Source organism: Blastococcus sp. SYSU DS0541, from assembly GCF_054050875.1.
Genome location: NZ_JBJHAD010000025.1, coordinates 1 through 19,226 on the forward strand (window position 1 = coordinate 1; position 19,226 = coordinate 19,226).

Consider the following 19,226-nt stretch of genomic DNA (forward strand, 5'->3'; position numbering starts at 1 on the left):
GGGTCCCGCCGCGAGCCCGTGACGTGCTGGAACGGCCCCCGTGCAGGGTCCCGCCGCGAGCCCGTGACGTGCTGGAACGGCCCCCGTGCAGGGTCCCGCCGCGAGCCCGTGACGTGCTGGAACGGCCCCCGTGCAGGGTCCCGCCGCGAGCCCGTGACGTGCTGGAACGGCCCCCGTGCAGGGTCCCGCCGCGAGCCCGTGACGTGGTGGAACGGCCCCCGTGCAGGGTCCCGCCGCGAGCGTGCGAGCGGTGGGGGGCACGGGGGTCCTTCTACTGCTGGGCCAGCGCGCCGTCGGAGCTGAAGACCAGGCCGATGGAGACCTCACCCTGCTGGATCGCGGCCTTGGTCAGCGGGCCGCCGGTGTCCAGCTCGCGGAAGCTGTCGAACTCCAGGCCGTAGGTCTCCTCCAGCCCGGGCTGGCAGAACGGGCGGGTCGGGCACTCGGTCGGCCCACCCAGGACCAGCGAGCCGTCGTCGCAGGCCTCGGCAAGCTCCGAGAGGGTGGTGACCCCCAGCTCGTCGGCGAACGCCTGGGTGACCGCGAACGCGTTCTGGTCCGCGGCCTCCGACGGCTCGCCGAACACGAGGCCGGCCTCGGTCGCGAGCGGCTCCAGGGCGGCGACGGTCGCCTCGACGTCGCCGCTGGCCACCTGCGTGGCGTCGTCGCCCTCGAGGAACTCGGTGACGGTGGCCAGGTACTCGGGGAAGACCTGGATCTCGCCGTTGCGCAGCGCCTGGAGGTACAGCTCCCGGTTGCCGGCCTCCCGGACGGAGGCGTCGAACCCGGCTGCGGTGAGGACGTCGGCGTAGATCGTGGCGAGCACGGTCGACTCGGTGAAGTTGCCGGCCCCGACGACGATCGGGCCGCTGCCCTGCTCCAGGGCGCCGGTGTCGACGTTCTCCTCGACCCAGGCGGCGGCGACGTCGTCCGCGCTCTGCCGCTGCACGTCGACGGCGGCGTTCATCTCGATGAGCTCGTCGGTGGTGAGCTCGGCGGAGACCGCGTTCAGCGCCGGCAGCAGCGCCGGGTTCGCCTCGGCCGCCGCGGCGTTGACCGCCGGGATGATGTTGTCGGCGTTCTGCAGGGCCTGGTCGTCCTCGAGGACGACGAGCTGGTCGCCGGCGATCGGGGCGCAGGCGTCGCCGGAGGCGGCCCCGGTCGCGCCGGCGTCACCCCCGCCGCCGGTGCCGGAGGAGCCCGACTCCCCGCAGGCCGCGGTGAGCGCGACCGCGAGGGCGAGCGGGCCGATGATCCTGGTGCGTGCGCGCATGGTTGGACGCCCCGCCTTCTGTGTCCCGTGCCGGACCGGCACGCGTGTCTGGCGGGAGGATTCCCGCGGAGCCCATCGAACCGTCCCGTTGTGCACGACGCAATCGGGTTGCCGCCGCCGGGGCGTTCGTTACCGACGCGTGATCAGGACGGGACGCCGACCCCGGTGAGCTCCGGTTCGCCGCGCACGGTCCGCTGCCGACCGGGGACGGTCAGCCACCGCCGCGGACCGGGCCGCACCGCCCAGGTGAACGCCACGAGCACCAGTTCGGTGAGCAGCGCCAGCGCCGCGATGAGGATCGCGCCGGCGATGATCAGCCCGTAGTCCTGCTGGCCGAAGCCGAGGTTGACCACCCGGCCCAGGCCACCCCCGCCGACGAGGGCGGCGAGCCCGGCGGTCGCCACCACCTGCACGGCGGCGGTGCGGACGCCGGTCATCACCAGCGGCAGCGCCAGCGGCAGGTCGACCCGGCGCAGCACCTGGCCGCGGGTCATGCCCATGGCGCGGGCCGCCTCGCGCACGTCGCCGTCCACCCCCCGGAAGCCCACGTAGGTGTTGGTGAGGATCGGCGGGAAGGCGAAGACCGCGAGGGCGATGGTGGTGGCCCGGTTGCCGAAGCCGATCGGGCTGACCGCGAAGAGGGTGAGCAGCGCGAGCGTCGGCACGGCCCGGCTCACGTTCGAGAGGACGACGACCGCGCCCCCGCCGCGCCCGCTGGTGCCCAGGGCGATGCCCAGCGGGAGCGCGAGGAGCAGCGCGGCGAGGACGGCGATCGCGGAGACCGCCAGGTGCTCGACGAGGAGGTCCAGCAACCCGCCGGGGCGGGTCCAGTTGAACGGGTCGTTGAGGTACACGACCGCGTCGCCGAAGCCGGTCACGACCGCGCCCTCGCCCACGGGCTGAGCAGTCGTTCGGCGCCGGCGAGCAGGAGGTCGGCGAAGAGCGCCAGCAGCACGCAGCCGACCGCGCCGGTGACGATCTCGGCCCGGTAGAAGTTCGCGTTGAACCCGCCGAAGATCAGCTGCCCGAGCCCGCCGTGCCCGACCAGCACGCCCACCGTGGTGAGCGCGACCGTGGAGACGGTGGCGATCCGCAGGCCGGCCATGAACGCCGGCAGCGCCAGCGGCAGGTCGATCTGCCAGAACAGCCGGAACCGGCCGTAGCCCATCCCCTGCGCGGCCTCGCGCACGTCACCGGGCACGCCCTGGAGGCCGGTGAGGAAGTTGCGCACCAGGATCACCAACGAGTACACGACCAGCCCGACCAGCACCGTCGTCGCCGTCAGCCCGGTGAACGGGAAGATCAGGGCGAACATCGCCAGCGACGGGATCGTGTAGACGATCGAGGAGAACCCCAGCACCGGGCCGGCCAGCCACCGGACGCGGCGGGCCACCAGCGCCAGCGGCAGTGCGAGCAGGGCCCCGATGACGACCGCGGCGACGGTCAGCCGCACGTGCTCGCCCAGGTACCGCAGAATGGTGTCCCAGTTCTCGACGACATAGGTTGCGTCGAACCAGGGATTCGGCGCCGCGTCCACGGCCAGGACCGCGGACGTCCCCGATTCCGCGCTCAGCACCGGGCGCACCCCAGGAGGACCACGCCGTGGACGCTACTGCGCACACTCCCCCGTCCGCGAGCGCGTCCGGCGAGGCGGTGGAGATCCGGCTGGAGGGCGTCAGCAAGGTGTTCGACGACGGCACCGTGGGGGTGGCCGAGCTCGACCTCACCTTCGCCGCGGGCGAGCTGACGGTGCTCGTCGGCCCCTCCGGCTGCGGCAAGACCACGACGATGAAGATGATCAACCGGATCATCGAGCCCACGTCCGGCCGCATCGTCATCGGCGACGAGGACGTCACCCGAGCCGACCCCGTGGAGCTGCGCCGGCGCATCGGCTACGTGATCCAGAGCGTGGGGCTCTTCCCCCACCAGACGATCCGCGCGAACGTCGGCACCGTGCCCCGCCTGCTGGGCTGGGGCCGGGAGGAGACGCGGGCGCGGGTCGACGAGCTCCTGACCACGGTCGGCCTGGACCCGGCCGTGCACGGCGACCGCTACCCGGGCCAGCTCTCCGGCGGGCAGCGCCAGCGGGCGGGGGTGGCCCGCGCGCTGGCGGCCGACCCGCCGGTGCTGCTCATGGACGAGCCGTTCTCCGCCGTCGACCCGGTCGTGCGCGAGCGGCTGCAGGCGGAGTTCCTGCGGCTGCAGGCCACGGTGCGCAAGACGATCGTGTTCGTCACCCACGACATCGAGGAGGCCGTGCGCATCGGCGACCGGATCGCCGTCATGAGCCAGGGCGGCCGGGTCGAGCAGTTCGCCTCCCCCGCGGAACTGCTGGGCAGGCCGGTCAACGACTTCGTGGCCGACTTCGTCGGCGCCGACCGGGGCCTCAAGCGGCTGGCCGTCACGGGGATCGACGCCGAGGACCTGGAGCACCCGCCGGTGCTGCACGCCGACGACGGCCTGGCCGACGCGCGGTCGGCGCTGCAGCGCTCCGGTGCGCGCTGGGCCGTGGTGCTCGACGACGCCGACCGCCTGCACGGCTGGCTCTCGCCGGACCGGACGGCGGGCTCGGGGACGGTGGGCTCCGCGGCCCGCCGCATGGAGGCCTGGGTGCCCCGTGAGGCGTCGCTGAAGACGGCGTTCGCCACGATGCTGCAGCACGAGGCGGGCTGGGTGGCCGTGCTCGACGGCGACCAGTTCCTCGGCGTCCTCACTCCCGAGTCGCTGCACTCGGCCCTGCGCCGATCGGTCGAGGGGCGGGTGCCCGAGACCGCCGGCGCCAGCTCGGCCTAGCCGGCCCGGTCCTCCAGGAGCGGCCCGGTCACCCGGTAGCGGGCGCTGACGAACGCTCCGTTGGCGGCGGCCTCGACCAGCTCCAGGTCCAGCCGCCGCGGGAGCAGCGGCCGCCCCGCGCCGAGCGTCACCGGCGCGATCGAGACGACGACCTCGTCGAGCAGCCCGGCCTCGGCGAACTGGCCGGCCAGGTCACCGCCGCCGACGAGCCAGAGGTCCTTCGCCCCCGCCGCCGCGGTCATCGCCTCGTGCACCGCGCGGACGTCGCCCGAGGCGAACCGGACGTCGCCTTCCGCGGCGGGGAGCTCCCGGCTGGTCATCACCCAGGTCGGCAGCGTGAAGGGCCACCCGTTGCCGGCGGCGGCCTCGTGGTCGAGGACCCACTGGTAGGTCGTGCGTCCCATGACGAGGGCACCGACGCCGGCCATGAACTCGTCGAACCCGAAGCCCGGGACGTCGCCCTGCTTCTGGCGGAAGAGCCACTCCAGGGAGTCGTCGGGGTCGGCGATGAAGCCGTCGAGGGTGGTGGCGGTGTGGTAGGTCAGCACGGGGTTCCTCCGGGGATCTCGCCGCGTCGCGCGCGGAGCCATTCGATGGGGTCGCCGTCGTCGACGGGGTGGCCCGCCCCCCGCAGCAGGTGCCGGACCAGCTGGCGGCGGGAGGCCGAGTAGGTGAGCACGTGGGCGACGACGCTGCTCAGGACGAAGCTCTCGGGCGGCTCGCAGAGCGCGTCGACCAGCCGGTCGTCCCAGCCGCCGCGCCGGTCGATGTCGCGCACCGTGGCCAGCCAGCGCGGGGCCACCGCGTCGTGCCGGTCCAGCAGTGCGGCGGGGTCCGGGTCCGCGGCCCGCGAGGGCAGGTCGCGGCCCTCGATCGAGGCCAGCCAGATCTCCAGGGTGTGCACCTGGTGGTCGAGGAGGACCTGCACCGACTCCTCCGGTCCGTCCCACGGCAGGAGGACGAGCCCGGGCAGCCGCGGGGCGCGGAACTCCTCGTCGGAGAGGCCCTTCGCGACCTCGATGAGGTACCGGGTGTCGTCGAGGCCGTGCGCCACCAACTGCTCGGTGAGCGGGTTCATGGCGTGCTCCGTGCTCTGCACCCACAGGGAGGTGGGCGGGTGGAAGTGGATGCCGTTGGGCGCCGGCAGCCAGTGGCCGGAGCCGGCGTCCACCGCGCTCGGCGGCCGACCGTAGGCACGGGCGAAGGCCCGGCTGAACCCCTCCACCGACTCGTACCCGGCCGCCCACGCGGCGTCGGTGACGCTGCTGCCCTGCTGCAGCTGCCAGGCCGCGCGCTCCAGCATCACCCGCCGCCGCATCGCCACGGGCGCCTCGCCGGCGTCCCGGGAGAGGGTGCGGCTGAGGTGGAAGGGCGAGGCGTAGGCGTCGCCGGCCATCTCGGCGAGGGTGTGGTTCTCCTCGTCCAGCACCGCGTCGAGGAGCTCTCGGAGCCGGTCCCGTCCCGTCATGCGTACAGGGTGCTGCGCCGGGCGCCCCCGGTGCTTGACCGTTCTTGCGCGGATCCGGGCCAGGTGTACCGGGCCAGGACGTTGGTGACAGCTAGGCGCTGACCCCGGGGGCCGGCTCGTCGTCGGTCGAGCCGGGCGGCACCCGGCAGGCGGACTCGAGCCACAGCGCCGCGGCGACCAGCGCGAGGGAGGCCAGCAGACCCAGCAGCGCGGTGACCGTGTCGTTCCCTGCCGCCTGCAGCCGGCCCACGGCGGGGCCGGTGTAGGCGAGGACGCCCAGCCAGACCCCGGTGACGACGGCGCCCACGTAGGCGCTGGCCTGGGCGAGCACCGCGAGCCGCGCGACCAGCATCGGCTCGACCGGGCGGACGCCCGCCGCGTCGCGCCCGGTGGGGCCCCGCCCGGCCCGCGCCTCGCGCAGCGCCCGCAGCCGGGTCGTCAGCACCCGCGCCCCCAGGGCCTCGCCGAGGGCCAGGACCGCCAGCGGTGCGGGCAGCCACCAGCGCAGCGGCGGCAGCTCGCCGTACCAGGCGCGCACCAGCAGCCACGCGGCCACGGTGAGCCCGAGGGCGAGGACGACGAGGTCGCGGCGGCGGACGGGGGTCACAGGGCGCCTAGCGGAGGTGGTCCCAGCGCACGACCGCCGCCACGTCGGCGGGGTCGAGCGCGGCCACCAGGTCGGCGACCCGGCCGCGGCCGGGGAGCTGGGCGGTCGGGTCGAGGGTCGCCCACGGCACCAGCACGAACGCGCGCTCGTGCGCCCGCGGGTGAGGCAGGGTCAGCGCGGGGTCGTCGGAGAGCACGGGCGCGCCGTCGTCGCCGGTCACGGTGACCACGTCGACGTCGAGGGTGCGGGCACCCCACCGCACCTCGCGGGTCCGGCCGGCCGCCACCTCGAGCTCCCGGGCCCGCGCGAGCCAGCCCCGGGCGTCCCGATCGCCGCGGACGACGACGACGGCGTTCAGGTAGGGCGGCTGCTCGACCGGGCCCCACGGCGGGGTCTCGTACAGCGTGGAGCGGGCGACGAGCACGCCGTCGTCCTTCAGCGCGGTGATCGCGGCGCGGAGCGCACCGGCGCGATCGCCGAGGTTGGCGCCCAGGGAGAGGACGGCCCGGCTCATGCGCGCTCGCGCCGGATGGTCACCGTCACGTCGTCGAACGGCACCCCGAGCTCGGCCTCCGGCTTGTGCACCGTGATCTCGACGGCGTCGACGAGCTCGTCGGCGAGGCAGACGTCGGCCAGCCGCTGGGCGAGCGTCTCGAGCAGGTGCACCGGCTCGCCGGTGACCACGCGGTGCAGCCGCTGGGCGATGTCGGCGTAGTTCACCGTGCGCGCCAGGTCGTCGTCGGCCGCGGCCGCGGAGGTGTCGAGCTCCAGGACGGCGTCGACGCGGAACACCTGCCCCCGCTCGCGCTCGAAGGCGTAGACGCCGTGGTGGGCGTGGGCGCGGACGCCGCGGACGGCGATGCGGTCAGGGGTGGCCACGGCCGGCTCCTCTCGCCGCGCGGACCGCGGCCACGGTTCGGACGGCGTCCACCGAGGCGCCGGCGTCGTGGACGCGCACGCCCCACGCACCGGCCTCCGCGGCGAGCACCGTGGTCGCCAGGGTCGCGGCGTCGCGCTCCTCGGCGGGACGGGGCCGGCCGTCGGACGCGGCGAGCAGCCGACCCAGGAAGGTCTTCCGGGAGGCGCCGACGAGCACGGGCAGCCCCACGGCGACGAGCCGGTCGAGCCCGGCCAGCAGGGCCCAGTTGTGCTCGGCGCGCTTGGCGAAGCCCAGGCCCGGGTCGATCACCAGCTGGTCAGGTCGCACGCCTGCGGCGACGACGTCCTCCACCCGGGCGGTGAGCTCCGCGCAGACCTCGGTGACGACGTCGCCGTACTGCGCGGCCGCGTACATCTCCCGGCTGTGACCCCGCCAGTGCATGAGCACCCACGGCACCCCGGCGTCGGCGACCAGGTCGGCCATGTTCTTGTCGGCCAGCCCGCCGCTGACGTCGTTGACCAGCACCGCCCCGGCGGCCAGCGCGGCCTCGGCCACCTCGGCGCGGGTGGTGTCGACGCTGGTGCGCACGCCCTCGGCGGAGAGCTCGCGGATCACCGGGAGCACGCGGCGGCACTCCTCGTCGGCGTCCACCCGGTCGGCGCCCGGGCGGGTGGACTCACCGCCGACGTCGACGTAGTCCGCGCCCGCGGCGTGCATCGCCAGACCGTGCGCGATGGCGGTGTCCGGGTCGGCGAAACAGCCGCCGTCGGAGAAGGAGTCCGGCGTGACGTTCAGGACGCCCATCACCAGGCAGCGGCCCGGTCGCGGCAGCGCGGCGTCGGTCATCGACGGGCCCCGCTCACCGGCCGAGGACGAGGCCCATCGCCTCGCTGCGGGTCGCCGCGTTGTCGCGGAAGATGCCGCGGACCGCGGAGGTGACCGTCGAGGAGCCCGGCTTGCGGATGCCGCGCATGGCCATGCACAGGTGCTCGGCCTGGACGACGACCAGCACGCCGCGTGGCTTGAGCACGTCGTCGAGGGCGTCGGCGATCTGGCGGGTCATCCGCTCCTGCACCTGGGGGCGGCGGGCGTAGACCTCGACCAGCCGGGCGAGCTTGGAGAGCCCGGTGACACGGCCGTCCTCGCCGGGGATGTAGGCGACGTGCGCCATCCCGTGGAAGGGCACGAGGTGGTGCTCGCAGGTCGAGTACATCGGGATGTCCTTGACCAGCACGAGCTCGTCGTGGTCTTCCTCGAACGTCGTCGCGAGGATGTCGTACGGGTCCTGCCAGAGCCCGGCGAAGGTCTCCGCGTAGGCCCGCGCGACCCTCGCGGGGGTCTCCTGCAACCCCGGCCGGTCGGGGTCCTCGCCCACCGCGATGAGCAGCTCGCGGACCGCCGCGGCCGCCCGCTCCTGGTCGACCCCGGGAGCCGGTGCCAGCAGCAGGTCCTCGGGTTCGGCCGGGATCTCGCTCACCTCTGGACCGGGGCCCCGACGTCGCCGACCGGGGTCGTGTCGTGCCCCGACCCGTTCTGCCCGGCCCGCTCCGCCGGCGTGAGCACCGGCGGCTGGTTGGACGGAGTTCGCTTGCCGAAGCCGTTGTAGGGGGCGAGCGCCGGCCGCTTGGCGACCGGCGCGCAGATGCGCGCCATGTCGTCCTTGGACAGCGTCTCCTTCTCCATCAGCTCCAGCACCAGCTGGTCGAGGACGTGCCGGTACTCGACCAGGATCTCCCACGCCTCGTCGTGCGCGGCCTCGATGAGCGCGCGGATCTCCGCGTCGATGTCGGCGGCGACGGCTTCGGAGTAGTCGGGGCGGGAACCCATGTCCCGGCCGAGGAACGGCTCGGAGTCGCTGCTGCCGTACTTCACCGCACCCAGCTTGGCGCTCATGCCGTACTGGGTGACCATCGCGCGGGCCATGGAGGTGGCCTTCTCGATGTCGTTGCCGGCACCGGTGGTCGGCTCGTGGAAGACGAGCTCCTCGGCCGCCCGCCCGCCGAGGGCGTAGGCGAGGGTGTCGATCATCTCCGACCGGGTCTGGGTGTACTTGTCCTCGGTCGGCAGCACGAGGGTGTGCCCCAGCGAGCGCCCGCGCGGAAGGATCGTCACCTTGTGCACCGGGTCCAGGTTGGGCAGCGCGTGGGCCACCAGGGCGTGCCCGCCCTCGTGGTAGGCGGTGACCTTCTTCTCCTTCTCGCTCATCGCCCGCGTCTTGCGCTCGGGGCCGGCGATGACGCGGTCGATCGCCTCCTCGAGGGTGGCGTCGGTGATGAGCGAGCCGTTGTTGCGGGCGGTGAGCAGCGCGCCCTCGTTGAGCACGTTGGCGAGGTCGGCGCCGGTGAAGCCCGGCGTGCGGCGCGCCACGGTCTCGAGGTCGACGTCAGGCGCGAGCGGCTTGCCCTTGGCGTGCACCTCGAGGATCCGCTTGCGGCCCTCCAGGTCGGGGCGGTCGACGGCGATCTGCCGGTCGAAGCGGCCCGGGCGCAGGAGCGCGGGGTCCAGGACGTCGGGCCGGTTGGTGGCGGCGATCAGGATGACCCCGCCCTTGACGTCGAAGCCGTCCATCTCGACGAGCATCTGGTTCAGCGTCTGCTCGCGCTCGTCGTGGCCGCCGCCCATGCCGGCGCCGCGCTGACGACCGACGGCGTCGATCTCGTCGATGAAGATGATCGCCGGGGAGTTCTCCTTGGCCTGGTTGAACAGGTCGCGGACCCGGCTGGCGCCGACGCCGACGAACATCTCGACGAAGTCCGACCCGGAGATGGAGAAGAACGGCACGCCGGCCTCGCCGGCGACGGCGCGGGCCAGCAGGGTCTTGCCGGTGCCGGGCGGGCCGAACAGCAGCACACCCTTGGGGATCTTCGCGCCGACGGCCTGGAACTTGACCGGGTTGGCGAGGAAGTCCTTGATCTCGTGCAGCTCCTCGATCGCCTCGTCCGCGCCGGCGACGTCGGAGAACGTCGTCTTCGGCATGTCCTTGGTGATCTGCTTGGCCTTGGACTTGCCGAAGGCCATGACGCCGCGGCCGCCGCCCTGCATCGAGTTGAACAGCCAGAAGAGCAGCAGGAGCAGGATCAGGAAGGGCAGGAAGCTGACCAGCAGGCTCACCAGGAGGCTGTCCTGGGTGACGTTGGTGTCGAACTCCTCGGCCTCCTGGGCGCGCAGGAGGTCGACGATGTCGCCCTCGACCGCCACCGGGTAGGACGTCGTCACCTCGGTGCTGCCCTCGACCTCGTCGGCGAGGTCCAGGTCGAGGGTCTGCTCCTTGGTGTTGAGCGTGGCCGACTCGACGTTGCCGGTCTCGATCTGCTCGAGGGCCGTCGAGGTGGTGATCTCCTGCCTGCTGCCCTCGCCGCTGAACAGCGACGAGACGGTCAGGGCCAGCAGGATGACCAGGACGACCCAGAACCACACCGAGCGGAAGATCTTCTTACGTTCCATACACCGATGCCGGGCGCCCGTGGGCGCCCGTCGACCCTCCTGATCGTCCCGGGGACGCCGCCAAACGGCCCGGGCAGGGACCCCGGCGCTCGGGCAGCGTCGTCGGGATCGACGGTACACCGGTGGACCTGGGGATCTCCTGCGTGCGAGCTGGGAGCTCCGGCGCTTCCCTCAGGAGGAGTAGACCTCCGGCTTGAGCGTGGCGATGTAGGGCAGGTCGCGGTACCGCTCGGCGTAGTCCAGGCCGTACCCGACGACGAACTCGTTGGCGATGTCGAAGCCGATGTACTTGACCGGGACGTCGACCTTGACCGCGTCGGGCTTGCGCAGCAGGGCGCAGACCTCGAGCGACGCCGGCGCCCGGCCGCCGAGGTTCTTCAGCAGCCAGGACAGCGTCAGCCCGGAGTCGATGATGTCCTCGAGCACCAGGACGTGCCTGCCGGTGATGTCGCGGTCGAGGTCCTTGAGGATGCGCACGACGCCGGAGGAGCTGGTGGAGGACCCGTACGAGGAGACCGCCATGAACTCCATCTGGGTGGGCAGCTGCAGCGCGCGGGCGAAGTCGCTCATGAACAGCACCGCGCCCTTGAGCACACCGACGAGCAGGACCTCCCGGCCGGCGTAGTCAGCGGCGACCGCGGCGGCGAGCTCGGCGATCTTGCCGCGGATCTCGTCCTCGCTGAGCAGGACGTGGTCGATGTCCGGGCCGTAGCCGTGGTCGGGACCGAGTGCGCCGGGGATGCTGGCAGGCTCCGTCACGGAGTGTGCTCCTCGTGGGGTGCGGGTCCGGAAGTGCTCCGCCGGTGCTCCGGCGGCAGCAGCACCAGAGTGCCAGACGCCCGGACGACGCCCGCGCCGCCGGGTAGGTCGACCACCCCCTGCCCCCGCCAGCGGGTGACCAGGCTCTCGACCGCGCTCAGGTGGACCGCCTGCAGGTCGGGGACGCCGGCGCCGCGCAGCCAGCCGCGCAGCACCCGCCGGCGGAGCGCGGCCGGCAGCGACCCGAGCGGCCGGGCGGGCAGCCCGCCGTCCCCGGCTTCCGCGGCCAGTCGCGCCAGCTCGGCGGCCGCCAGGTCGTCGAGGGCGTCGAGGTCCTCCCGCAGCAGCCGGGCGGTGCGGGCCAGCGCCGGGGCGACGCCGCCCCCGAGGACCTCCTCCAGCAGCGGCAGGGCCTCGGTGCGCAGCCGCACCCGGGTGTAGGCGGGGTCGGCGTTCCACGGGTCGTCCCACACGGGCAGGCCCTGGTCGGCGCAGGCCTGGCGGGTGGTGGCCCGGCGCACGCCGAGGAGCGGGCGCCACCAGCCGACGCCGTCGGCGGTGCGCTCGGGCACCATGCCGGCCACCGAGCGGGGGCCCGAGCCACGGCCCAGGCCGAGGAGGACGGTCTCGGCCTGGTCGTCGAGGGTGTGGCCGAGCGCGACGCGGGCGCCGTGCTCCCGCGCCGCGGCGCCCAGCGCGGTGTAGCGGGCGGCGCGGGCGGCGGCCTCCGGGCCACCGCCGGCGCCCACCCGGGCGGCGAGCACGAGGACCGGGTCGAGCCCGAGCCCGCGCAGCACCGCGGCGGTGCCCTCCGCGCGCGCGGCCGAGCCCGGCTGCAGGCCGTGGTCGACGGTGACCCCGCCGACCCGCGCGCCGGCGTGGCGTGCCTCGAAGGCGAGGGCGGCGGCCAGGGCCACCGAGTCCGCTCCCCCGCTGCAGGCGGCGAGCACCGGCCGGTCGTCGGCGTGCAGCCCCTCGCGGACCGCGCGCCGCAGCTCCGCGACCGCGCGGGGTGGCCCGCTCACCGCTCTCAGGCGGGCAGCGCCGGGCGCCCGAGCACGCGCTCGACCCACAGGTGGGGCGCGGTGAGCTCCTCGATCAGCGGCAGGTTCGCCGGGCCCTCCCAGACGCGGTTGAAGCCCTCCATGCCGGCGAGCTCCACCACGCCGCCGACGAAGTGCCGGCCGTCGGCGTACTGCTTCATCTTCTGCTCCAGGCCCAGCAGCCGGCGCAGCACGCGGTCGAGCGGGCCCCGGCCCTTGCGCCGCTGGGCGAACCGCTTGCGCAGCGTGCGCACCGACGGGACGACCTCGGGCCCGACGCCGTCCATCACGTACTCGGCGTGCCCCTCGACCAGGCTCATCACCGCGGTCACCCGGTCCAGGACCGCCCGCTGCGCCGGGTCGCGCACCAGCGCCATCAACCCCTCGGGGGCGCCGTCCCCGCTGCCGCCGCGCACGGCGTCGCCGAGGCTGCGCAGCAGGTCCTGCAGGCGCTCGCGCAACACGTCGGGGGCCAGGTCGGTGGCGGCGACGAACTCCTCGATCTGCCCCTCGAGGTAGCCGGTGAGCCAGGGGACGCCGGTGAACTGCAGCTGGTGGGTGACCTCGTGCAGGCAGACCCAGAGCCGGAAGTCCGACGGGTCGACGCCCAGCTTCCGCTCGGTCGCCACGATGTTCGGCGCCACCAGCAGCAGCCGGCCACCGGTGCCGAAGACCTCGTACTGGCCCAGCACGCGCGAGGAGAGGAAGCCCAGCAGCGCGCCGGCCTGGACCCCGGTGGCGCGCGAGCCGATCGCGGTGGCGAGGGGGCCGGGGCGGTTGCCCGTGCGCTCGGCGAGCTTGTCGACCAGCGGGTCGAGCAGGGCGGCCATGCCGCGGGCGTTGGCGTCCGACCAGCCCGGGCGGTCCACGACGGCGACCTCGGGGACCGGGCCCCCGGGCACCGGCCGCAGCCCGGTCAGGGCCTCGACGTGCGCGACGGCGGTGGCGGCGGCGCGGTGCAGTTCCGCGACGACCGCGGCGGCCTCCTCCCGCGTGGTGCTCGGACCGCTGCTGACCAGCCGGCGGGCCGTGCGTCCGGCGAGGTCCCAGTCGACCATCGAGGAGGCGCTGCTCATTGGCTCACCCTACGCGCGGCCGCCAATCCTCCGGCCTGGTCCAGACGCTCACCGCGAGCCTGCGAGCGGTGAGGAGGATGGGTCCTTCAACAGCCGCAGGCGGCGAGGGTCGCGGCGAAGTCGTCGAGCGCCGCCTCCGCGGCCACCTCGCTGCCGGTCGCCTCGTCGGCCACCACGGCGAAGGCCAGCAGCCGGCCGTCCGCGGTCACCACGGTGCCGGCCAGGGCATTGACGCCCAGAAGGGTGCCGGTCTTCGCGCGCACCGTGCCGGGCGCGGTCGCCGGGTCGTCGTCGCCGCGGTCGGCGAGCGTGCCGTCGTAGCCGGCGACCGGCAGACCGGTCAGCAGGCCCGCGGCGTCGCCGAGGCTGCCGTCGGCGGCGCCGGCGACCAGGGCGGTGAGCAGCTCGGCGGTGACGACGTCCTCGCGGGACAGGCCGCTGCCGTCGGCCAGGGTGACCCCGGTGACGTCGAGCCCGGCCTCGTCCAGCGCCGCGAGGACGGCCTGCGCGGCTCCCTCGAAGGTGGCCGGCTCCCCGCGGGACAGCGCCACGTGCCGGGCCAGCGCCTCGGCGAGCACGTTGTCGGACAGGGACAGCGCCTGCTCGACCAGGCGGGCGACCGGCGCGGACTCCACGGTGCCGAGGGTGCGCGCGCCGGCGGGGGCCTGGCCGAGGACCACGGCGGCGCCGGGGGCGCCGAGGGCGTCGGCGAGGGCGACGCCCGCGTCCAGCCCGGGCTGCCCGCTGCGCGCGGTCGCCCCCGGGCTCACCCGGGCGCCGTCGACGGCGGTCGCGGTGATCGGCGCGGCGTAGCTGGAGGGCGCGTCACCGGGCCCCCAGCCGCTGGCGGTCAGCGGGCCGCTGAACAGCGAGCTGTCGACCACCACGCGGGAGACGGCGGTGCCCGCGGGGAGCGCGGCGACCACCTGGGTGGCGAGGTCGGCCATCGTCGGGGCGCCGGGGTAGGTCAGCGACGGTTCGGTGCGCGACAGCGTCGGGTCGCCGCCGCCGACGAGCACCACCTCGCCGGGAACGGAGCCGGCGACCACGCGGGTCTGGAACGTCTCGGCCGGGTCGAGAGTGGTGAGCGCGGCGGTGGCGGTGAGCAGTTTCGCGGTGGAGGCGGGCGTCAGCGGTGCCCCGGCGTCCCGGTCGTAGAGGACCGCACCGGTGGCGACGTCGACCACCTGGGCCGTCGTCCCCGGACCCAGCGGGGGCCCGGTGACCAGCGGGGTGAGCGCGGCCTCCAGCACGGCGGGGTCGGGCACGGGGGCGTCCGAGGACAGCCCGGCCAGCACCGGATCGGCCGCACCGAGGTCGGGCAGCACGGCGTCGGGGACGGCCACGGCGTCACCCCCGGCACCGGCGTCGGGACCCAGGACGACGCCCAGACCGACGCCACCGCCGGCGAGCAGCAGCACGAGCGCGACGATGCCGATCGTGACGCGCCGCCGGAAGCGGCCGTAGTTGGCCGTGACGATCGTCGAGCCGCTCGACGAGATGGTGCCCACCCCCTACAGGGGGGCTCCGCCGACCGGACCAGCCCCCGTGGGCCACACTACGTTCGTGCAGTTCGACGTGACGGTAGAAATCCCGAAGGGCCAGCGGAACAAGTACGAGCTGGACCATGAGACCGGACGCATCCGCTTGGACCGGATGCTGTTCACCTCCACCCGCTACCCGGCGGACTACGGCTACATCGAGAACACCCTGGGGCAGGACGGCGACCCGCTGGATGCCCTGGTGATCCTCGAGGAGCCGACGTTCCCCGGGTGCCTGGTCACGTGCCGGGCCATCGGCATGTTCCGCATGACCGACGAGGCGGGAGGGGACGACAAGGTCCTCTGCGTGCCGGCGACGGATCCGCGGGTGGCGCACCTCAAGGAGATCGAGGACGTGTCGGAGTTCGACCGCCTCGAGATCCAGCACTTCTTCGAGACCTACAAGGACCTCGAGCCGGGCAAGTCGGTCGAGGGTGCCGAGTGGGTCGGCCGCGAGGCCGCGGAGGCCGAGATCCTGGCTTCGATCGAGCGCGCCAAGAACAGCTCGGCGCACCACTGAGGAAGGACCCTCCTGCCCCCACCGCTCGCGGCGGGCCCTGCAGGAGGGCCGTCTTCTCGCGCCGGACGCACCGACGGCGGCACACCCCTGAGGGGCGTGCCGCCGTCAGCCGACCCCGCGACCGGGTGGGGCCGTGTGTGCGCTCCGAACGAGCACGGGCCCGTCCGGGTGGACGGGCCCGTGCTGCGTGCGAGCCGCCTGTCGGAATCGAACCGACGACCTTCTCATTACGAGTGAGATGCTCTACCGACTGAGCTAAGGCGGCGAACTGCCCGCACAGCCTACGACACCGCTCCCGCCCCTCCGCGCAGGGGCCGGGGTGTCAGGAGGGCAGGCGCAGCGCGACGGTGAGCGCCTCCACGGCCACCTGGGGCTTCACGTTCTGCTCCAGCGCTTCACGGCAGGCCAGGATCGCGTCTATGCGGCGCAGCGCTCCCTCGGCGCCGATCCGGCGCGCCAGCTCCTCGGCGTCGGCGCGGCGGTCCGGGTGGTTGAGCGGGAGCTGCTCCGCAGGTGCGGAGTCGAGGACCAGCGCGTCCCGGTAGAGCCCCGCCAGGTCCACCAGGGCCCGGTCGAGCGAATCCCGCCCGATCCGGGTGGCCCGGGACTTCTGCCGGCGCTCGAGCTCCTTGAGCTGGCCGGCACCGCCCCGGCTGGCCGCGACGACGCCCGGCCCCCGCGCACCCATGCCCAGGCTCGTCTTCAGCGCCTCCGTCTCGGCGCCGTCGAGCGCCCCGGTAGCGGCCTCGGTCTCCTCCTTGGCCGAACCGACGAGGTCGTCGGCGGCGTCGAGGCAGGCGGCGAGCGAGACCAGCCGGAGCGGGACGTCCAGCACGGCCTTGCGCGTCATCCGCGCCTCCTCGTCGCGGGCCAGCCGCCGGGCCCGGCCGACGTGCCCGCCCGAGGCGGCCGCCGACCAGGCGGCGAGCGCCGCGTCGACGCCGTCGCGCCGGACCAGCACCTCGGCGATCGCGTCCACCGTCGGGGTGCGCAGCGCGACCACCCGGCAGCGGGACCGGATCGTGACCGGCACGTCGTCCGGGTGCAGGCTCGGCGCGCAGAGCATCACCACCGTCCGCGGCGGCGGCTCCTCGATCATCTTGAGCACGGCGTTCGCGGCCGCCTCGCTCATCCGGTCGGCGTCCTCGACGATGATCATCTGCCAGCGCCCCTGGGACGGCGCCCGCCCCGCCACCCGCACCAACTCGCGCGCCTCGAGCACACCGATGGAGAGCCCGTCGGGCACGATGACGTGCACGTCGGCGTGCGTGCCGGTGAGCACCGTGCGGCAGGCGTGGCAGGTGCCGTCGCCGCCCGCGGGGCACTGCAGCGCCGCGGCGAAGGCCCGGGCAGCCACCGAACGGCCCGAACCGGGCGGGCCCGTGAACAGCCAGGCGTGCGTCATCGCGGTCGGGTCGGCGATCGCCGCCCTCAGCTCCGCCACCACCGCCGGCTGCCCGATCACCTGCGTCCAGACGCCCTCGTCGGGCGCCACCACCGGGGCCGTCACGGGTGCAGCTGCGGCGTGGCGCCGGTCTGGGCGTGCGGGTGGCGGGACGCGGGCTCGACCCGGTCGTCCCGGAGCTCCGGCTCGGCCTGCGGGCTCGCGGCCGGCGCGGCGGGGGTCTGCAGGGGCAGGCCGGAGAGCAGCTCGGCCACCCGCACCCGGATGGCCGCCGCGAGCTCGTCCGGCGATCGCCGCGCGTCGAGCACCAGGTATCGGTCGGGATCGGCCTCGGCGAGCTCCTGGAAGGTCCGCCGCACGCGCTGGTGGAACTCCAGCGACTCCGACTCCAGCCGGTCGGCGGCGGCCCGGCCGCGGGCGCGGGCCAGCCCCACCTCCGGCGGGAGGTCCAGCAGGATGGTCAGGTCGGGGCGCAGCCCCTGCGCGGCCCAGCGGGAGAGCATGCGGACGTCGTCGAGCGGGATGGTGCGCCCGGCCCCCTGGTAGGCCAGCGAGCTGTCGATGAAGCGGTCGGTGATGACGACCTCGCCGGCGTCGAGCGCGGGCCGCAGCACCTCGTGCACGTGCTGCGCGCGGTCGGCGGCGTAGAGGAGCGCCTCCGTCCGCGGCGCGATGCCCACCTGGGCCCGGTCGAGCACGATGGAGCGGATGCCCGCGCCTGGTGGGGTCGCGCCGGGCTCGAAGGAGGCCCGGGCCGTCAGCCCCTCGTCGCTGAGCCACTCCTGCAGCCGGCGCACCTGGGTGGACTTGCCGGCGCCCTCCCCGCCCTCGAAGGCGATGAGCACCCCGCCTCCGGCCAGCCGTCGCCGGGCCGTGGTGTCGCGGCGCAGCGCGGTGACGACGTCGGCGAGGAGCGGCACCGGACGGCCGTCGTCCATCTGCCGGTAGGCCGCCAACCCGACGCCCACGGCGAGCAGCCCGGCCGCGAACAGCATGATCCGCTCGCCGGAGAGCGGCAGCGCGAAGGCGCCGAGGTCCAGTTCCTGCCGCCCGATCAGGCCCACCCCGATCGGCACCAGGGCGAGGGAGACGATCAGCGACGCCCGCACGAGGGACTGCACGATGGCGAACGTGCGGCCCCGGATCTCGTCCTCCACCTCGGTGCCGATCAGGGTGATGCCGGCCAGGAAGGCCATGCCGGCGAAGAAGCCCATGAGGACCACGAGCAGCAGCGAGATCCACAGCGCGAAGGACCAGGACAGCAGCAGCACCACGATGCCGGCGCCGACGATCGCCACCCCGAAGATCCGCTCCCGGGCCAGGTCCCGGGCGACGCTCGGGCCGATCCCGATACCGAGCCCCAGGCCGATGAAGACCGCCCCGAACAGCAGCCCGTAGGCCGCCTCCCCGCCGCCGAGCACCTCGACGTAGGCCTGGCCGGTGGCGATGATCGCGCCCGCCGCCACGAACGCCCCGGTGATGCCCACGACGAGGCCCCGGACGAGCCGGGTGTGGCCGGCGAAGGAGAAGCCCTTCACCAGCGAGCCCAGGAAGCTCTCCTGCTGGCCGACGACCTCACCCGCGGCGCGGCGGCCGCTGATGGACGGCAGGTTCCAGATGACCACGGCGGCGACCAGGAACGTGAGGGCGTTCAGGTAGAGGGCGAGGTCCACCTCGTTCACCCCGGGCAGCAGGGTGCTGACCTGGCCGCCCACGCTGGTGAGCACCGCGAAGACGATGGCCGCGATCACCGGCGTCAACCCGTAGGTGGTGACCAGCGAGAGCTGGTTGGCCGCCTCCAGCTGGTCCTTGCGGAGCATGTTCGGGACGGCGGCGTCCTTGGCCGGGATCCAGAACAGGCTGAAGGCCTCGATGACGAACTGGGCGATGAACAGCCAGATCAGGTTGTCGACGATCGGGATCGAGGCGAACAGCCCGAAGCGGAAGATGTCGGTGACCACCATCGTCTTGCGCCGGTCGAACCGGTCGGCGAAGGCACCGGCGACCGGGCCGAGCACGATGGCCGGGAGCAGCCGGAACAGCAGGACGCCGGCCAGCGCGAAGTTCTGCGCGGCGTAGTCGTCGAAGGTCAGCGTCGCCGTCACGGTGATGGCGAGCAGGCCCAGCCAGTCGCCGAAGCTCGACAGCAGCGTCGACAGCCAGAGCTTGCGGAAGTCGCGCACCCGCAGCACCGCGCGGATCTTGGCCGCGGTGCCCACCGCGCCGGAGCCGTCCGCGCCCGAGGCGGACGCACCCGACGGTCCGCCGTCCTCGGCGACCTCGGTGAGCGGCGGCCCCGCCGACGGCGGCACCGGCGTGCCGGCGGGCGGCAGACCGTCGCCCGGGGCAGCACCGGCAGCCCCGTCGGACGGGGGTACCGGGGGCGTCGGCTCGACCGGAATCGCGGGCTCCCAAGG

19 protein-coding genes and 1 tRNA gene are annotated in these 19,226 nt (G+C 74.5%); 2 read left to right on the forward strand and 18 right to left on the reverse strand.

Features of this window, described 5'->3' with window-relative positions:
- Positions 1-271: 271 nt before the first annotated feature.
- The 3 genes from ACI794_RS19510 to ACI794_RS19520 all read right to left on the reverse strand — a co-directional run bounded on the left by ACI794_RS19510 (position 272) and on the right by ACI794_RS19520 (position 2,849).
- On the reverse strand, positions 272-1,273 hold the full coding sequence (locus ACI794_RS19510; protein ID WP_456601134.1) for a glycine betaine ABC transporter substrate-binding protein: 1,002 nt from the start codon (positions 1,271-1,273) through the stop codon (positions 272-274).
- Positions 1,274-1,416: 143 nt separating this feature from the next.
- Positions 1,417-2,151 carry an ABC transporter permease gene (locus ACI794_RS19515; RefSeq protein ID WP_456617160.1) on the reverse strand — a complete coding sequence of 245 codons (735 nt, stop codon included), beginning with the start codon at positions 2,149-2,151 and terminating at the stop codon, positions 1,417-1,419.
- A complete protein-coding gene (locus ACI794_RS19520) occupies positions 2,148-2,849 on the reverse strand; it encodes an ABC transporter permease (RefSeq protein WP_456617161.1) in 702 nt (233 codons plus the stop codon). Before ACI794_RS19520 ends, ACI794_RS19515 begins: the two co-directional genes overlap by 4 nt.
- Positions 2,850-2,875: 26 nt before the next feature.
- Between ACI794_RS19520 and ACI794_RS19525 the strand changes: the two genes are divergently transcribed.
- On the forward strand, positions 2,876-4,066 hold the full coding sequence (locus ACI794_RS19525) for an ABC transporter ATP-binding protein (protein WP_456601137.1): 1,191 nt from the start codon (positions 2,876-2,878) through the stop codon (positions 4,064-4,066).
- Here ACI794_RS19525 and ACI794_RS19530 read toward each other — a convergent pair.
- The 12 genes from ACI794_RS19530 to dacB form a co-directional block, all read right to left on the reverse strand.
- The gene (locus ACI794_RS19530; protein ID WP_456601138.1) at positions 4,063-4,614 is read right to left on the reverse strand and encodes a dihydrofolate reductase family protein; all 552 of its coding nucleotides are present in this window, start codon (positions 4,612-4,614) and stop codon (positions 4,063-4,065) included. The two genes, ACI794_RS19525 and ACI794_RS19530, sit on opposite strands and share 4 nt — an antisense overlap.
- Positions 4,608-5,534: a helix-turn-helix domain-containing protein gene (locus tag ACI794_RS19535; protein WP_456617162.1), complete on the reverse strand. Its 927-nt coding sequence runs from the start codon at positions 5,532-5,534 to the stop codon at positions 4,608-4,610. The genes ACI794_RS19530 and ACI794_RS19535 overlap by 7 nt, the downstream gene beginning before the upstream one ends.
- Positions 5,535-5,625: 91 nt before the next feature.
- Entirely contained in the window at positions 5,626-6,141 is a 516-nt protein-coding gene (locus ACI794_RS19540) for a DUF3180 domain-containing protein (RefSeq protein ID WP_456582716.1), read from the reverse strand.
- 7 nt (positions 6,142-6,148) lie between these two features.
- On the reverse strand, positions 6,149-6,655 hold the full coding sequence (folK, locus tag ACI794_RS19545; protein ID WP_456617163.1) for a 2-amino-4-hydroxy-6-hydroxymethyldihydropteridine diphosphokinase: 507 nt from the start codon (positions 6,653-6,655) through the stop codon (positions 6,149-6,151).
- Entirely contained in the window at positions 6,652-7,020 is a 369-nt protein-coding gene (gene folB / locus ACI794_RS19550) for a dihydroneopterin aldolase (protein WP_456601141.1), read from the reverse strand. The genes folK and folB overlap by 4 nt, the downstream gene beginning before the upstream one ends.
- Positions 7,007-7,867 (reverse strand): dihydropteroate synthase, encoded by an 861-nt coding sequence (folP, locus tag ACI794_RS19555; RefSeq protein ID WP_456601142.1) that lies wholly within the window; start codon positions 7,865-7,867, stop codon positions 7,007-7,009. The genes folB and folP overlap by 14 nt, the downstream gene beginning before the upstream one ends.
- Before the next feature lie 13 nt (positions 7,868-7,880).
- On the reverse strand, positions 7,881-8,498 hold the full coding sequence (gene folE / locus ACI794_RS19560; RefSeq protein WP_456601143.1) for a GTP cyclohydrolase I FolE: 618 nt from the start codon (positions 8,496-8,498) through the stop codon (positions 7,881-7,883).
- Positions 8,495-10,465: an ATP-dependent zinc metalloprotease FtsH gene (gene ftsH / locus ACI794_RS19565; protein ID WP_456601144.1), complete on the reverse strand. Its 1,971-nt coding sequence runs from the start codon at positions 10,463-10,465 to the stop codon at positions 8,495-8,497. Before ftsH ends, folE begins: the two co-directional genes overlap by 4 nt.
- 171 nt (positions 10,466-10,636) lie before the next feature.
- Positions 10,637-11,224, reverse strand: a complete 588-nt coding sequence (gene hpt / locus ACI794_RS19570; RefSeq protein WP_456601145.1) for a hypoxanthine phosphoribosyltransferase — start codon at positions 11,222-11,224, stop codon at positions 10,637-10,639.
- The gene (gene tilS, locus ACI794_RS19575) at positions 11,221-12,249 is read right to left on the reverse strand and encodes a tRNA lysidine(34) synthetase TilS (protein ID WP_456601146.1); all 1,029 of its coding nucleotides are present in this window, start codon (positions 12,247-12,249) and stop codon (positions 11,221-11,223) included. Before tilS ends, hpt begins: the two co-directional genes overlap by 4 nt.
- 5 nt (positions 12,250-12,254) lie before the next feature.
- Complete coding sequence (locus ACI794_RS19580) at positions 12,255-13,343, reverse strand: zinc-dependent metalloprotease (RefSeq protein ID WP_456582708.1); 1,089 nt, start codon at positions 13,341-13,343, stop codon at positions 12,255-12,257.
- An 86-nt stretch (positions 13,344-13,429) separates the two neighbouring features.
- The gene (gene dacB, locus ACI794_RS19585) at positions 13,430-14,854 is read right to left on the reverse strand and encodes a D-alanyl-D-alanine carboxypeptidase/D-alanyl-D-alanine endopeptidase (protein WP_456617164.1); all 1,425 of its coding nucleotides are present in this window, start codon (positions 14,852-14,854) and stop codon (positions 13,430-13,432) included.
- A 55-nt stretch (positions 14,855-14,909) separates the two neighbouring features.
- Here dacB and ACI794_RS19590 point away from each other — a divergent pair, with 55 nt between their 5' ends.
- Positions 14,910-15,404 (forward strand): inorganic diphosphatase, encoded by a 495-nt coding sequence (locus tag ACI794_RS19590; protein ID WP_456582706.1) that lies wholly within the window; start codon positions 14,910-14,912, stop codon positions 15,402-15,404.
- Between the two features lie 192 nt (positions 15,405-15,596).
- On the opposite strand, the gene ACI794_RS19595 is transcribed toward ACI794_RS19590, so the two are convergent.
- The 3 genes from ACI794_RS19595 to tmk all read right to left on the reverse strand — a co-directional run bounded on the left by ACI794_RS19595 (position 15,597) and on the right by tmk (position 19,121).
- Positions 15,597-15,669: transfer RNA gene (locus tag ACI794_RS19595), tRNA-Thr, on the reverse strand.
- 57 nt (positions 15,670-15,726) lie between these two features.
- Positions 15,727-16,914 carry a DNA polymerase III subunit delta' gene (locus ACI794_RS19600; RefSeq protein ID WP_456601148.1) on the reverse strand — a complete coding sequence of 396 codons (1,188 nt, stop codon included), beginning with the start codon at positions 16,912-16,914 and terminating at the stop codon, positions 15,727-15,729.
- Positions 16,911-19,121 (reverse strand): dTMP kinase, encoded by a 2,211-nt coding sequence (gene tmk / locus ACI794_RS19605; protein ID WP_456601149.1) that lies wholly within the window; start codon positions 19,119-19,121, stop codon positions 16,911-16,913. Before tmk ends, ACI794_RS19600 begins: the two co-directional genes overlap by 4 nt.
- Positions 19,122-19,226 lie beyond the last annotated feature (105 nt).

Bases quoted from the DNA above. Each gene is read 5' to 3' on its own strand.
- ACI794_RS19510 (WP_456601134.1), bottom strand. From the start codon at position 1,273: ATGCGCGCACGCACCAGGATCATCGGCCCGCTCGCCCTCGCGGTCGCG.
- ACI794_RS19535 (WP_456617162.1), bottom strand. From the start codon at position 5,534: ATGACGGGACGGGACCGGCTCCGAGAGCTCCTCGACGCGGTGCTGGAC.
- folK (WP_456617163.1), bottom strand. From the start codon at position 6,655: ATGAGCCGGGCCGTCCTCTCCCTGGGCGCCAACCTCGGCGATCGCGCC.
- folP (WP_456601142.1), bottom strand. From the start codon at position 7,867: ATGACCGACGCCGCGCTGCCGCGACCGGGCCGCTGCCTGGTGATGGGC.
- ftsH (WP_456601144.1), bottom strand. From the start codon at position 10,465: ATGGAACGTAAGAAGATCTTCCGCTCGGTGTGGTTCTGGGTCGTCCTG.
- ACI794_RS19580 (WP_456582708.1), bottom strand. From the start codon at position 13,343: ATGAGCAGCGCCTCCTCGATGGTCGACTGGGACCTCGCCGGACGCACG.